Genomic DNA, 14,626 nt, shown 5'->3' on the forward strand with positions numbered 1-14,626 from the left:
CTTCGCGGATGGCGTCAAATATTTGATTCGGAATGTGATTTGCAGCACATAAAAGCCGTTCAGCCGGCTGATAATCCATCAGTTGGCGAGGGTAACAGCAGTTCTTTCATGTGTTTCATCAGCGCGGTGGTCTCCCGCCGCTTTGCCCAGACCAGCCACACTTCTGACCAGGCATCTGCTTCTTTTAGCGCCACCCAACTGACATCCTCAAGACGAATGCGGCTGAAGGAGGCCGGCAAAATTGAAATGCCTAATCCCGCTGAAACCAGTCCGAGAATGGTCATCGCCTCGCCCACTTCCTGGGCAATATTGGGCTGGATCTCGTAGCGTTGTAACAACGCCAGCGTTTCCGTGTACAGCGCCGTACCGACTTTGGGATCGAAGAAAACAAAAGGTTCCTGCGCCAACGCTTTGACAGAGATCGCCGGGCGCGAAGCTAAGCGGTGGGATTTAGGTAATACCGCAAATAACGGCTCGCGCAGCATCAGCTGATGGTCCAGGGTTTCAGGTAACGGCGTATTGCGCATCACCCCCAGATCCAGCCGTCCTTCGTTGATCGGCTCCAACTGCTGGCGGGTGTTGATTTCCTGCATCTGAATATGCACGCCGGGATAGCGCTGGCGAAAGGTAAACAGCGCATCAGAGACGGCGGTAATAAAAGGTGCGGACGAGGTAAAACCTATGCGCAGTTCCCCCTCATCTCCCCGGTGCAGCCTGGCGGCCTTATCCGCAGCCTGATCGACCTGCAGCAGGATTTGCCGGGCATCGAGCAAATACTGGCTGCCTGCGGCGGTAAGCTGCACGCTGCGGTTGGTGCGGGCAAACAGCCTGGCACCAATTTGCTGCTCAAGGATTTGGATCTGCTGGCTGAGCGGTGGCTGTGAGATATTCAGCCGCTGCGCCGCCCGGCCAAAATGCAACTCCTCTGCAACCGCAATAAAGTAGCGCAGGTGACGAAGCTCAATAGTCATATTTTAAACATCTCATTCGAGATTATTAATAGATTAGACATCATATTAATCCCTTATTACAGTAAACAGAATAATTTCATTTCAAGGATTTGCAGTGAATCGCTCATCACCTTCCGCGACGCTTCCTGACAGCCTGCAGCGGCCTTCTGAACCCCTCCCGCTCAGCAATGAGTACATCAATCGCGGCACACCGCAGTTTATGCGGGTCACGCTGGCGCTGTTTTCCGCCGGACTGGCGACCTTTGCCCTGCTTTATTGCGTGCAGCCCATAATGCCGGTGCTCTCGCAGGAATTCGGCGTCTCTCCGGCGGCCAGCAGCCTGTCACTTTCCGTTGCGACCGGCTTGCTGGCACTCGGGCTGTTGGTAACGGGGCCGCTGTCGGATGCGATTGGCCGTAAATCGGTGATGGTGACCGCGCTGTTGATGGCAGCAGTCTGCACCTTGCTTTCTGCCACCATGACCAGCTGGCACGGCATTTTGATTATGCGCGCGCTAATCGGGCTGTCATTAAGCGGCGTGGCGGCCGTTGGCATGACCTATCTCAGTGAAGAGGTGCATCCTGGGGTGATTGCCTTCTCAATGGGCCTTTATATCAGCGGCAATTCGATTGGCGGCATGAGCGGCAGGCTGCTGAGCGGCGTGATCACTGATTTCACTTCCTGGCGGGTGGCGGTGGCGGTAATTGGCTGCTTTGCGCTGGCTTCGGCGCTGATGTTCTGGAAAATTCTGCCACCCTCGCGCCATTTCCGGCCCGCCTCGCTCAAGCCGCGCAGTTTGCTGATTAACTTCCGGTTGCACTGGCGCGACAGCGGTCTGCCGTTGCTGTTTGCGGAAGGCTTCCTGCTCATGGGCGCGTTTGTGACGATGTTTAACTACATTGGCTATCGCCTGCTGGCGCCGCCTTATGGGCTCAGTCAGGCCATTGTGGGCCTGCTGTCCGTGGTGTATCTGACCGGATCCTGGAGTTCCCCTAAAGCGGGCGCGATGACCGCCAAATATGGCCGCCCGGCAGTACTGTTGTTTTCCATCGGGATGATGGTGGTGGGCATTCTGCTGACACTGTTCAGTTCGGTATGGCTGATTTTACCGGGAATGATGCTCTTTACCGCGGGGTTCTTTGCCGGCCATTCGGTTGCCAGCGGCTGGATTGGCCCACGCGCCAGACGTGCCAAAGGACAGGCAAGTTCGCTGTATCTGTTTAGCTATTATCTGGGTTCGAGCCTGGCGGGCACGTTGGGAGGCGTTTTCTGGCATCAGTTTGGCTGGGTTGGCATTACCGCCTTTATCTGTACCTTACTGGTGCTGGCGTTGCTGGTGGGCGTTCGTCTTCGCAGCAAAGCGTTATAAAAGAACGGGCCTTGCGCCCGTTCTTTTGTTTGTCCGCTACTTGGTACGGTCAGCGTAACGTTTGTGCAGCTTCTGCAGTTTGGCTGGGATCACGGCCAGGCAATAACGGTTCTGTTGCCCTTCACCTTCCCAATAGTTCTGATGATACTCTTCCGCCGGATACCACTCGGCCGGACCTTCAATGGTGGTCACGATCGGGCTGGTCTGATCTTCCTGCGCACGCACAATTGCCGCTTTGGCTTCTTCTGCCTGCGCTTCATCAGCCGGGAAAATCGCTGAACGGTACTGCGTGCCGATATCATTGCCCTGGCGGTTCAGCTGGGTAGGATCATGGGTGGCAAAGCTGATATCCAGCAGGTCGCCATAGCTGACTTTCTCCGGATCGAAGCCAAGACGAATGGCTTCTGCATGGCCGGTGTTGCCATCGCAAACCTGACGGTAGGTTGGATTGCTGGTGTGGCCACCAATATAGCCACTCTCTACCGACACGACGCCAGTAATCTGTTTGAAGACCGCTTCTGTGCACCAGAAGCAGCCCCCGGCGATGGTTGCATATTCAATTGTCATGGTGACTCCTCTTTTACGATCGTGCCGGACTCAGTGACAGCCTGTCCGGCTTAATATCGGCCATTGCAGCATAAGCGTATCAATAATGCTATCCAGTTCTGCGCGGCTGGCGCCTTCGCGGGCGCGGACGGACATGCCCTGCAGTAAGCATCCCAGATAGGCAGAAAGCGCCGTGATGTCGGTCTTCGCGTCCAGCTCACCTGCGGCCTGACGCGCCAGCAGAAACTCATTCAGGTGATTCTCCTGACTGTTGTGGCGCGCGCGCAGCATATCAGCGACCTCGGATGAATCCGCTGAGAGTGCGGTAGAGGTACAGATAAAGAAGCAGCCGGCCGGTTTTTTGCCATCGGTAAAGCAGGCGGCGGTGGAACGAAAATACCCTTCCACGCCTTTCTCTACGCAGCTTTCAGGGCAAGCCAGAGCAGCCTGCCGCTGTTCGGCAAACTTCTCAATATAGCGATCCACTGCGGCGCGGAACATCCCTTCTTTATTGGTAAATTCGGCGTACAGCGTTGGCGCTTTCGCTCCGGTCGCTTCAACCAGATCGGAGAGTGAAGTGGCTTCATAGCCATGACGCCAGAACAGCTCAAGCGCAATGTCTAACGCCGCTTCCCGGTCGAAGGTTTTTGGCCGTCCCCGGCCCTTACGGGTGCAGATTTCCTGATCGGTCATAGATCCTCTCTTTGGCAACGCAATGAGGAATAAATTACCGATCATTATAAAAACAATCAAGCGGCCATGTCGAGCCTGTTCGTCACTTTCCTTGTTTACCAGGATGTTGTGGGGGAAATCCGCGTCGGGAAAAATTTTTTTGAAACTTTAAATCATTTTTTATCAAGCGCTTGCCAATTAAATTAACGGTCGTTAATAAAATGCAGTTGACGGATCGCCGTGGCAGGAATACCATTTAGTTAATGATCGTTAACTAATAACGACGCAGACATCAACTAAACCGAATTGAGAGAGAATAAAGACTATGAAAAACCTGAAAATGACCCTGGCTGCTATCGCACTGACTTCCGTTTCTTTCGCTGGTTTCGCTGCTGACATCGTCGGTCAGGAACCGGTTAATCAACAGCAGGTCGGCGTGGTTACCGCCACCGGCACTAACCTGTCTTCCCTGGAATCTCAGCTGTCGGCTAAAGCCGATGCAGCCGGTGCAAAATCGTTCCGTATTACCTCAACCACCGGTAATAACCGCATGCATGCTACTGCAGAGATTTATCAGTAATTGCACCGAATGAGCTTTTTGCACCATAACAAATTTTAAATTAAGGGTATCGTCATGAAAAACATCAAATTAGCTGTAGCTGCTGTGATTTTAGGTTCATTGTCTTTCGGTAGCATGGCTGCCGACCTGGTCAGCAGTGCCCCGGATAACCAGCAGAAAATCGGCGTGATCAGCGCAACGGGTAGCACCAACCTCGCCTCACTGGAGTCACAACTCTCGGAGAAGGCCCAACTGGCGGGCGCGAAATCTTTCCTCATCACTTCGACCTCTGGTCAGAACAACCTGCATGGCACAGCCATCATTTATAACTAATTGCTTTTCGCCCGCTCTGCCGCCAGCTCATCCCTGGCGGCATTCTTATTTCTACCGCTCCGAATATTCCTGTCAAAATCCCCGTTAAATAAAGCCACACTTTATGTGGAAATAAAGCCAACAGTTTCCATACTGAAATTATTTTTAATTGAATGCTCAATCAATAAAACCTATGATAGTGGCCTCTTTTGACAAATCTTCAACAAAAAAGGTGAGAAATTGACGAATTAATACAACCAAATCAGAAGGATAAATTCACAACCTGACTATTGCCCAGTGTAGTTAGCGGATATGCGGCGGAATTTCCCAGTATGCGCTAAGGCACGCTTTGCAAAGATCGGGGTCAATCTTGATTATTTTCGGAGATGGTATGCCGACGACTGAAATATCCAGGAAAGAACAAAAAGACCGCATCAATCCAGTGGTTTTCTTCACTTCAGCAGGACTGATTCTGCTTTTCTCCCTCACCACTATTTTCTTCACGGATTTATCGGATCGGTGGATTAACAGTGCCCTTGAATGGGTCTCCAATACCTTCGGCTGGTATTACCTGCTGGCAGCTACGGTCTATATCGTCTTTGTGGTGCTGATTGCCGCCTCGCGCTTTGGCTCAATCAAACTGGGGCCGGAGCAATCTAAGCCGGAGTTTAGCCTGACCAGTTGGGCAGCGATGCTGTTTGCGGCGGGTATCGGTATCGATCTAATGTTCTTCTCCGTGGCCGAGCCGGTGACGCAGTATATGATGCCGCCAGAAGGCCAGGGACAAACCATGGAAGCTGCGCGTCAGGCCATGGTCTGGACGCTGTTCCACTACGGACTGACCGGTTGGGCGATGTATGCACTGATGGGCATCGCGCTGGGCTACTTTAGCTACCGCTATGGTCTGCCGTTGACCATTCGTTCCGCCTTATACCCTATTTTCGGCAAGCGTATTAATGGCCCGATTGGCCACTCCGTGGATATCGCGGCGGTGATTGGTACCATCTTTGGTATTGCCACCACGCTGGGTATTGGTGTGGTGCAGCTGAACTACGGTCTGCACGTGCTGTTCCATGTGCCGGAAGGATTGACCGCGCAGGCGGCGCTGATTGCCTTATCGGTAATAATGGCGACGATTTCCGTTACCTCGGGCGTGAATAAAGGTATCCGCATTCTGTCGGAGCTGAACGTGCTGCTGGCGCTGTTCCTGATCATCTTTGTGCTGTTTGTCGGCGATACCAGCTTCTTACTAAATGCGCTGGTGCTGAACGTGGGTGATTACATCAGCCGCTTTATGGGCATGACGCTGAACAGCTTCGCCTTTGACCGCCCGACTGAATGGATGAATAACTGGACGCTGTTCTTCTGGGCGTGGTGGGTTGCCTGGTCGCCATTTGTGGGCCTGTTCCTGGCGCGCATCTCCCGTGGACGTACCATCCGTCAGTTTGTGGTCGGCACCCTGACTATTCCATTTATCTTCACGCTGTTATGGCTGTCGATCTTTGGTAACAGCGCCCTGCACGAAATCATCGGCGGCAACATGGCCTTTGCCCAGGAAACGCTGGCGCACCCGGAACGCGGATTCTACAGCCTGCTGGCGCAGTATCCTGCCTTCACCTTCAGTGCTTCGGTCGCCACCATTACCGGCCTGCTGTTCTATGTGACCTCTGCCGATTCGGGTTCACTGGTACTGGGTAACTTCACCTCAAAACTGAGTGATATCAACAATGATGCGCCGAACTGGCTGCGTATCTTCTGGTCACTGGCGATAGGCCTGCTGACCGTGGGTATGCTGATGGTGAATGGCGTGACCGCGTTGCAGAAAACCACCGTGATCATGGGTCTGCCGTTCAGCTTCGTGATTTTCTTTGTGATGGCCGGGTTGTATAAATCCCTGCGGGTGGAAGATCACCGTCGCGCGAGCAGCGTGGTGAATACCCAGCCTATGCCGGTATCGCGTGAAGATCGCCTGAACTGGAAACAGCGTATCTCCCGCGTGATGCATTATCCGGGCAGTACGCATACCCGCAAGATGCTCGACACCGTGTGTCTGCCAGCGATGCAGGAAGTTGCGCTTGAACTGGAACGTCGCGGTGCTCAGGTGCAGGTCAATGAACTGCCGCCGCTGGAAGATGAACGTCTGAACCATCTTGAAATGTCGGTAGCGCTGGGTGAAGAGCAGAGCTTCCTGTATCAGATCTGGCCACAGCAATACTCGGTTCCGGCCTTCACCTACCGTGCGCGTAGCGGTAAAACCGATTACTACCGACTGGAAACCTTCCTGCTGGAAGGCAGCCAGGGCAATGATTTGATGGATTACACCAAAGAGCAGATCATTAATGACATTCTCGATCAGTACGAACGTCATTTAACCTTCCTGCATATTCACCGTGAAGCACCAGGAAACGCCATGCCGTTCCCTGAAACGCAGTAAAGCACGGCGCAATAAAGCCGGGTTACCGCCCGTTAATGTCGAAATGCCTCTGACATGACTGCGCGGTATCCCGGCTTTTTGTTTTTCAGAGATGCCGATCCTGCTTACGCTGTCGGGAAGCCATCGAATTGGCGACCCACCTCGCCAGCGCCGGGCCGGTTAATAACACCACAATAAAGCGGCCGGTTTGCATCGACATCACGAAAGGCATATCCACGTGACTGGATGAGGCAATAATCGCGACTGAATCCGCCCCACCCGGACTGGTTGCCAGATAGGCGGTCAGCGGATCGATTCCCGCGAAATGCACCAGACAAAATGCGAACAAACCACAAATCGCCACCAGGCTTAATATAGACAGCAACAGTCGGGGAAGTGCTTTGGCGGCATACAGCAGAATGGCGCGATTAAATCGCAGACCAATGCTCCAGCCAATAATCGCATACGCCACCATCAATAACGCCGGCGGCAATTCAATGGTCAGCAGATTAAAATCCTGCAGAATCACCCCACCTGCTAAGGTCATTAACAACGGTCCCGCCGGAATGCGGAAAACTTTGCCGGCCAACACGCCGCCGAGGATCACCAAAACAGTGATGGCAAAATGTCCCCAGGCGACAGGCTGAATAATATCAAAGCTGGAAGGCGCGGCACCGGCAGGCACCTCCGGCGCCCAAATCCGCGCCACGATGGTTGCCGCAACCGCCACAATCACCACGCGAAGATATTGCATAAACGCCACTAGCCGTACGTCCGCACCATAACTTTCTGCCATCAGCGTCATGGCGGTAGCCGCACCAGGCGATGAACCCCAAATGGCCGTCGAACCGGGCAACACCTGAAAACGCGTCAGTAACCAGCCGAGCAACGAACTGGCGATAATGACCGAGAAAATACTGGCGATAAATAAGGGCCAGTTTTTGGCGATTTCGACAAATATTGAAGCGGGAATGGCGCGGGCAATCATGCTACCCACAACGCCCTGTGCCAGATAAAACAGATTGCGATGGATGATTAACGGTTTGTCTCGCGCGGCAAAAACGATCGCCATTGCCATTGGCCCCAACAGCAGCGCCGCCGGCAGATTCAAACTTTCCAGGCCAACGACAGCCAGAGTGGAAAACAGAATCAACCAGAACCAACGCAGGGGAGGTATTTTCATCAACGACTCCATAAAGTGCCTGACAGATACGCATTCCATTTTATCAGCTCATTCTGCCCTGCCTGACTTTTTAACCGCGATATCGGTGATAAGTCTGACCCAGCGCTCAAAGCCACGCTATTATTCTCAAAAGGATTTAGTATGTTGTAACTAAAGTGAGCAGTTAACCTTGGTGGTTCTTTGACTGCGTGCCGGGTGGACGCGAATTTACGACGTATTGCCTGAGCGTTCGCCTTATCAACCGGACGATCGTCCCTGAATACTCACTGGCAGAGTGGTTATAACGGTTGTCCCCGAGGCCAGGTTAACTAAGCCAACCTGTGGAGGCCCACTCATATTAATGCTGGCGCTGTAAAGTATTTATTTGAATATAAGAAATCGACAAAAATAGCGCAATTATTGCTATCCGCCAGAATGGGAGTTGTTCAATTGCCCAACGTAATGCCCTGGCAGATGTTAAGATTTGTCTCAATATTGTAAATATAAGCTTGTCAGAATTGAGACCCCGGTAGTTAAACAGCGTAAAAATAGCGAAAATAAATAAACATTTTCATGATTAGGTGTTTTTTACCGTCAATTTTCTCTGTACACTGGTCCTCGATACATACACTGATTAATTTTAAACCACTCAACGCTACGGATTCCTTATGAGCGAAACTCTGAAAGTATTAAATAACATTCGAACCCTTCGTGCTCAGGCTCGTGAAGTTTCTTTAACTGAACTTGAAGAGATGCTGGAAAAACTCGAAGCGGTTGTTAATGAACGTCGTGATGCAGAAGCGGCTATCGCTTCTGAAGTTAAGGAAAAAGAAGAGAAGCTGGCTAAATACCGTCAGATGCTGTTGGACGACGGCATCGATTTAAGCGAACTGACTTCTGCAGAGACTTCTACCGGTAAATCTCGTGCTAAGCGTGCTCCACGCCCGGCCAAATACCAGTACACCGATGAAAACGGTGAAACTAAATCCTGGACTGGCCAGGGCCGTACTCCTGCGGTAATTAAGCAGGCGCTGGACCAGGGTAAAAAACTGGAAGATTTCCTGATTTAATCTTCCTGCCACGTCAGTTTTCGCTGGCGTGGCTACCTTCCCTTCCCTTTTTATCTCACGACTCTTTTCTTTGTCGCTTTATAATTCTCTCCCGTAACAGCCTGACCGATTGTTGATCCCTGAAGCGCGCGACAATAATGAGTATGTTGTAACTAAGAGTGACTTCTTATGAGCCGATATGATGCCGTAGATAACCTGCACCGCTGTGTGGAAGCGCTGCAGACCGCGTTGGCAGCCTTAACCCAGCAGCTTCCTCAACTGCGTCTGCTGATGGCACGGGTTTTTGAATTGCCGCCGGTGCATAAAGGCCAGGAGCATCAACCGCTGCTGGAAATTAACGTTACCCAGCACCTGGCACAATCAGCATTAAATCTGGCACTAAGTCATTATTCCCGCCTGTTTATCCAACATCAGTCTGAGTCATTAAGCACTAAAGCTGCGGTACGCTTGCCTGGCGCAATTTGCTTTGAAGCCAACCCGGAGCAATCGGCGCTTATCCGTCAGCAGGTTGAGGCGATTAATAGCCTGAAATACCGCCTTGAACAGATTATTACCGTTGAGTCTGGGGTAGAGGCTGAGGAACGCTTTGAATTTGTCCATACCCATCTCAGAGGATTAATAACGCTGAATGCCTACCGCGCTATTACCCTGCTGGAATCGCCCGATTCGCTGCGATTTGGCTGGGCAAATAAGCACATTATAAAAAATGTCAGCCGGGAAGAGATGCTGGAAAAGCTGAAAAAAAGCGTGGCGTCGGGACGGGCAATGGCACCCTGGACCCGTGAACAGTGGGCGGAAAAACTGGAGGAGGAGATGGCGATAATTAATTCTCTGCCAAAGGGAGCAAAGTTAAAGATTAAGCGCCCGGTAAAGGTGCAGCCGATTGCCCGCGTATGGAATAAACAACAGCAAACGCAAACGCAGCTGGCCTGCCCTTCTCCTTTACTGGTGCTCTGCGAAGATGCAAACCAGCTGCCGAAGCTTGGCGAATTACGCAATTATGATGCGGCGAACGTGGCCCATAAATTTAAACCTCAGGCCACGCCGCTGTTTGCGGTGATCCCGAGGTTGCATTTATATAGTGATACAAACCTGTAACAGGTTACTGGCGGCAAAAAAAAGAGCGGAATAAATTCCGCTCCTTCATCAATCTGTCATTAAGACTTCATGCTGCCAACCATATCTTCCGGTCTAACCCAGGCATCAAACTCGTCTTCGGTCAGATAACCCAGTTTCAGCGCCGATCCTTTCAGGGTTAAGCCTTCTTTATGCGCTTTCTTGGCAATTTCTGCCGCTTTATCGTAGCCAATATGCGTATTTAATGCCGTCACCAGCATTAATGACTCATTTAATAGCTGGCTGATACGATCGAGATTCGGCTCAATACCGACGGCGCAATGGTGATTGAAGCTGTCCATCCCGTCTGCCAGCATCCGCACCGATTGCAGGAAGTTATGGATGATCATTGGACGATAAACATTCAGTTCGAAATTGCCGGATGCACCGCCCATATTGACCGCCACATCGTTACCCATCACCTGGCAACAGAGCATGGTCATCGCTTCACACTGGGTCGGATTGACTTTACCTGGCATGATAGAGCTGCCTGGCTCGTTTTCAGGAATGGCAATTTCGCCGATACCACAACGCGGCCCCGACGATAACCAGCGCACGTCGTTGGCGATCTTCATTAATGATGCGGCCAGCCCTTTCAGTGAACCGTGGGCATGGACCAGCGCATCACAGGTTGCCAGTGCTTCGAATTTATTTGGCGAGGTGACAAAAGGCTGTTTGGTCAGGTCAGCCAGCTCTTTCGCCACGCGTACCGCATATTCCGGGTGCGTATTCAGCCCCGTCCCTACCGCCGTACCGCCTAACGCCAGTTCCGCGACATGCGGAATGCTCTGCTCAATATGCCTGAGGTTATGGTCCAGCATCGCCACCCAGCCGGAGATCTCCTGGCCGAGGGTTAATGGCGTGGCATCCTGCAGATGGGTTCGGCCAATTTTGACGATATCCTTAAAGGCGTCGGCTTTATCGTTCAGAGTTTTTTGCAGGATTTTAAGCTGAGGAAGCAGATGCTCCTGAATGGCCAGTACCGCCGCGACATGCATCGCGGTCGGGAAGACATCGTTGGAGCTCTGACTTTTATTCACATCGTCGTTTGGATGCACCAGGCGTTCCATGCCCCGCACGCCGCCAAGGATTTCACTGGCGCGGTTGGCGAGCACTTCATTCATATTCATGTTGGTCTGGGTACCGGAACCGGTCTGCCAGATTGCCAGCGGGAATTCTGTACTGTGTTGGTCCGCCAGCACTTCATCCGCGGCGGAGATAATGGCCGTGGCCCGCTCATTGGGCAACAGGCTTAAATCACTGTTCACCTTTGCCGCAGCGCGCTTGGTCAGCGCCAGAGCGTGCACCAGTTCAACAGGCATTTTTTCGGTGGAGATACGAAAGTGTTCCAGTGAGCGTTGCGTTTGCGCGCCCCACAGTTTATCAGCAGGAACTTCGATGGGACCCATTGAATCTTTCTCAATGCGGTTGGCAGCCATGACTCTCTCCTTTTTGCACAATAATATGATTTTGAACCGTTACTTTGCCCTGAAGGGCCAAAAGCGCGGGCGATATTCTGGCATACAAGAATTTAACATTATGCGACTCATTCGACCTTCTTGCACTCCGCATTGTCTTTTTGACGTGGTTTTCTGCTTTAATACACGCAGTTATTATCCGATTATGTGTGAGTTAACATGCAAAAATTAATCAATTCGCTGCAAAATTATGCCTGGGGTAGCCCCACTGCCCTGACCGAACTGTATGGCATTCCTAACCCGGATAACCTGCCGATGGCGGAACTCTGGATGGGTGCGCATCCCAAAAGCCCTTCCTTTATAGACGTTGAGGGTCACAAGCAGTCATTACGTGCGGTGATTGATGCCGATAAAGAGGCGATCCTCAGCAAAGCCGTCGCTGCGCGCTTTGGTGAACTGCCGTTCTTATTCAAGGTGCTTTGCGCCGATCAGCCGTTGTCGATTCAGGTTCACCCAAGCAAAGCGGCAGCCGAAGTCGGCTTTGACAAAGAGAATGTGGCTGGCATTCCTTTAGATGCGCCAAACCGTAACTACAAAGACGCCAACCATAAGCCCGAGCTGGTGTTTGCACTGACGCCGTTTAAGGCCATCAACGGTTTTCGTGAGCTTCACGAAATCATCTCCCTGCTGCAGCCGGTCGCGGGTGCACATCCGGCGATTGCCCATTTCCTGCAGAACCCGCAGATGAGTGGCCTTGAGGCGCTATTTACCGCGCTGCTGTCGATGGAAGGTGAAGAGAAGAGCCTGGCGCTGGACGTGCTGAAGAGCGAAATCCCGCGTCAACAGGGCGAACCCTGGGCCACCATCTCGCTGATTGAAACCTTTTACCCTGATGACAGTGGGCTGTTCTCCCCGCTGCTGCTGAATGTGATTGAGCTGCAACCTGGCGAAGCGATGTTCCTGTTTGCCGAGACGCCACACGCCTATCTGCAAGGGGTGGCGCTGGAAGTGATGGCCAATTCGGATAACGTGTTGCGCGCGGGATTAACGCCGAAATATATCGATATTCCCGAACTGATGGCGAACCTGAAATTTGATGCCAAGCCGTATGCCAACCTGCTGACTCAGCCGGTGCAGCAAGGCGATACGCTTAATTTCCCGGTTCCGGTGGACGATTTTGCTTTCTCCCTCCACCAGCTCAGCGCCCAGCCAACCGTCGTTCAGCAGCAAAGCGCCGCGATACTGTTCTGCGTGGATGGCCAGGCGGTCATCAGCCATAACGACCAGCAGCTGACGCTCAAACCCGGCGAGTCCTGTTTTGTTCCGGCCACGGACGCCCCGGTGACGCTGGCAGGCAATGGTCGGGTGGCGCGCGTCTGTAACCTGCTGTAGGATTTACGGCTGACGTTAAGCGCCACAATTGCTATTATTAATCAAATTATTAAGCAAAACGCCTCAGGGCGTTTTTTCTTCGCCAGGCATTTGCCCACAGGATCGATTTGCCGGCGCCAGTGACTAAAAGGACGACTGACAGATGAAGAAGACAAAGATAGCGATTGGCGTAGTAGTCGCACTCGGCGTGATTTGGACCGGAGCCGCGTGGTTTACCGGCAAACAACTGGAATCGCACATGGATGAGCTGGTGCAAAATGCGAATGCCCAGATGAACAACATGGCGCCGGAAAACCGCCTCAAGCTGAGCTATCAGGATTTCCAGCGCGGTGTGTTCACCAGTACCGCCCGCTTTGTCCTGCAGTCTAACTCACAGACTGAAGACAACTCGCTGATCAAGCTAGGCCAGAGCATCGTGTTTAATGAAAAAATCGATCACGGTCCTTTCCCGTTCGCCCAGCTGAAAAAATTCAACCTGATCCCAAGCATGGCGTCGGTGCATACCCAGCTTGAGAACACCGATGCCGTGAAGAAGCTGTTTGAAATGACCAAAGGTCAGTCGATCGTTCAGGCTGATACCCGCGTCGGATACAGCGGCGCAACCGCGTCTGCCATCAACCTGCTGCCGGTGGATTATAACAATGCGCAAACCGGCGAGCGCTTTGCCTCTAACGGCGGTACGGTCAATATCGACGCCGATAACAAAGGCGATAAGGTCAATTTCAGTGGCGATCTGGACAGCCTGGTGCTGACCACCAAAAACCAGCTGGATATGCCGGTGATGTTTACCGCTAACGGCCTGAAACTGGATGCCAGCACCCATCTTAGCCCGGAAGGGATGCGCATTGGCGATCAGAGCATCAACCTGAAGAAACTGACCGCCGTGGTGGACGGCAAAGAAGCCTTTACCGCGGAAGGCCTGAACGGCAAATCGTCGTTTAACTCAGAGAAAAGCCTGATTTCCGGCAACATCGATTACGCACTGGATTCCCTGAAGCTGCAGAACCAGAACTTTGGCCAGGGTAAACTCGCCATCAAGCTGTCCCAGTTTGACGCTAACGGCATGAAAGCCTTCTCTGACAACTACAACAGTCAGGTCCAGGCGCTGATGAACGAACCGGGTATCAGCGATAATCCTGCGCTATACCAGCAGCGGATGAGCCAGATCTTCTCGGCAAACCTGCCGCTGCTGCTGAAAGGCGATCCGATTGTCAACATCGCGCCATTCAGCTGGAAGAACGATAAAGGTGAGAGCAGCTTTAACCTTGCCGTCCACTTCAAAGATCCGGCCGCCAACACCACCCCACCGCAGAACATCGGTCAGGCTGTTGACAGCGTGCTGAAAACCCTGGACGGTAAGCTGTCGATCAATATGCCTATGGCCACCGAAATGATGACCCACGTGGCGATGGCGGAAGGCTATAAGCAAGAAGATGCCGCCAAACTGGCCGATCAGCAGGTTAAAGGCGTGGCGGCAATGGGCCAGATGTTTAAGCTCACCACCCAGCAGGACAATAACATTGTCACCAGCCTGCAGTACGCGACCGGACAGGTCACCATGAACGGCGACAAAATGGCGCTGGATCAGTTCCTGGCTCGCTATATGTTGGGTGGCGGTGCGGCCCCGCAAGGGATGCCGCAGTAACC

Annotated in this window: 13 protein-coding genes; 8 read left to right on the forward strand and 5 right to left on the reverse strand. The window is 52.6% G+C overall.

All coding sequences use genetic code 11. From position 1 onward, the window contains the following. Window positions 1-59: 59 nt before the first annotated feature. The gene (locus ACXKZG_RS12450) at window positions 60-971 is read right to left on the reverse strand and encodes a LysR family transcriptional regulator (RefSeq protein WP_134824040.1); all 912 of its coding nucleotides are present in this window, start codon (window positions 969-971) and stop codon (window positions 60-62) included. A gap of 94 nt (window positions 972-1,065) precedes the next feature. On the opposite strand from ACXKZG_RS12450, the gene ACXKZG_RS12455 reads away from it, so the two are divergent. Further along, on the forward strand, window positions 1,066-2,319 hold the full coding sequence (locus tag ACXKZG_RS12455; protein WP_013202004.1) for an MFS transporter: 1,254 nt from the start codon (window positions 1,066-1,068) through the stop codon (window positions 2,317-2,319). Window positions 2,320-2,355: 36 nt separating this feature from the next. Here the strand turns inward: ACXKZG_RS12455 and msrA are convergent, their stop codons facing one another. Continuing rightward, the gene (msrA, locus tag ACXKZG_RS12460) at window positions 2,356-2,886 is read right to left on the reverse strand and encodes a peptide-methionine (S)-S-oxide reductase MsrA (RefSeq protein WP_013202003.1); all 531 of its coding nucleotides are present in this window, start codon (window positions 2,884-2,886) and stop codon (window positions 2,356-2,358) included. Between the two features lie 30 nt (window positions 2,887-2,916). Next, a complete protein-coding gene (locus tag ACXKZG_RS12465; RefSeq protein ID WP_013202002.1) occupies window positions 2,917-3,558 on the reverse strand; it encodes a TetR/AcrR family transcriptional regulator in 642 nt (213 codons plus the stop codon). A gap of 304 nt (window positions 3,559-3,862) precedes the next feature. Between ACXKZG_RS12465 and bhsA (ACXKZG_RS12470) the strand changes: the two genes are divergently transcribed. The 3 genes from bhsA (ACXKZG_RS12470) to ACXKZG_RS12480 all read left to right on the forward strand — a co-directional run bounded on the left by bhsA (ACXKZG_RS12470) (window position 3,863) and on the right by ACXKZG_RS12480 (window position 6,842). Continuing rightward, the gene (gene bhsA, locus ACXKZG_RS12470) at window positions 3,863-4,117 is read left to right on the forward strand and encodes a multiple stress resistance protein BhsA (RefSeq protein ID WP_134824039.1); all 255 of its coding nucleotides are present in this window, start codon (window positions 3,863-3,865) and stop codon (window positions 4,115-4,117) included. Between the two features lie 54 nt (window positions 4,118-4,171). Next, window positions 4,172-4,429, forward strand: a complete 258-nt coding sequence (gene bhsA / locus ACXKZG_RS12475) for a multiple stress resistance protein BhsA (protein ID WP_013202000.1) — start codon at window positions 4,172-4,174, stop codon at window positions 4,427-4,429. 370 nt (window positions 4,430-4,799) lie between these two features. After that, window positions 4,800-6,842: a choline transporter gene (locus tag ACXKZG_RS12480; RefSeq protein WP_013201999.1), complete on the forward strand. Its 2,043-nt coding sequence runs from the start codon at window positions 4,800-4,802 to the stop codon at window positions 6,840-6,842. 85 nt (window positions 6,843-6,927) lie between these two features. Here ACXKZG_RS12480 and ACXKZG_RS12485 read toward each other — a convergent pair whose 3' ends face one another. Continuing rightward, complete coding sequence (locus ACXKZG_RS12485) at window positions 6,928-8,004, reverse strand: AbrB family transcriptional regulator (protein ID WP_134824038.1); 1,077 nt, start codon at window positions 8,002-8,004, stop codon at window positions 6,928-6,930. A gap of 647 nt (window positions 8,005-8,651) precedes the next feature. Between ACXKZG_RS12485 and ACXKZG_RS12490 the strand changes: the two genes are divergently transcribed. Both ACXKZG_RS12490 and tus read left to right on the forward strand, forming a co-directional pair. Further along, window positions 8,652-9,053 carry an H-NS family histone-like protein gene (locus ACXKZG_RS12490; RefSeq protein WP_013201997.1) on the forward strand — a complete coding sequence of 134 codons (402 nt, stop codon included), beginning with the start codon at window positions 8,652-8,654 and terminating at the stop codon, window positions 9,051-9,053. Window positions 9,054-9,221: 168 nt separating this feature from the next. Continuing rightward, window positions 9,222-10,151 (forward strand): DNA replication terminus site-binding protein, encoded by a 930-nt coding sequence (tus, locus tag ACXKZG_RS12495; protein ID WP_488874938.1) that lies wholly within the window; start codon window positions 9,222-9,224, stop codon window positions 10,149-10,151. A 59-nt stretch (window positions 10,152-10,210) separates the two neighbouring features. Here tus and fumC read toward each other — a convergent pair whose 3' ends face one another. Next, window positions 10,211-11,608: a class II fumarate hydratase gene (fumC, locus tag ACXKZG_RS12500; RefSeq protein ID WP_105759107.1), complete on the reverse strand. Its 1,398-nt coding sequence runs from the start codon at window positions 11,606-11,608 to the stop codon at window positions 10,211-10,213. Between the two features lie 198 nt (window positions 11,609-11,806). Here fumC and manA point away from each other — a divergent pair, with 198 nt between their 5' ends. Next, complete coding sequence (manA, locus tag ACXKZG_RS12505) at window positions 11,807-12,979, forward strand: mannose-6-phosphate isomerase (protein WP_488874939.1); 1,173 nt, start codon at window positions 11,807-11,809, stop codon at window positions 12,977-12,979. Window positions 12,980-13,121: 142 nt separating this feature from the next. Then, window positions 13,122-14,624 carry a YdgA family protein gene (locus ACXKZG_RS12510; RefSeq protein ID WP_488874940.1) on the forward strand — a complete coding sequence of 501 codons (1,503 nt, stop codon included), beginning with the start codon at window positions 13,122-13,124 and terminating at the stop codon, window positions 14,622-14,624. Window positions 14,625-14,626 lie beyond the last annotated feature (2 nt).

Source organism: Erwinia sp. 2186 (assembly GCF_057812255.1).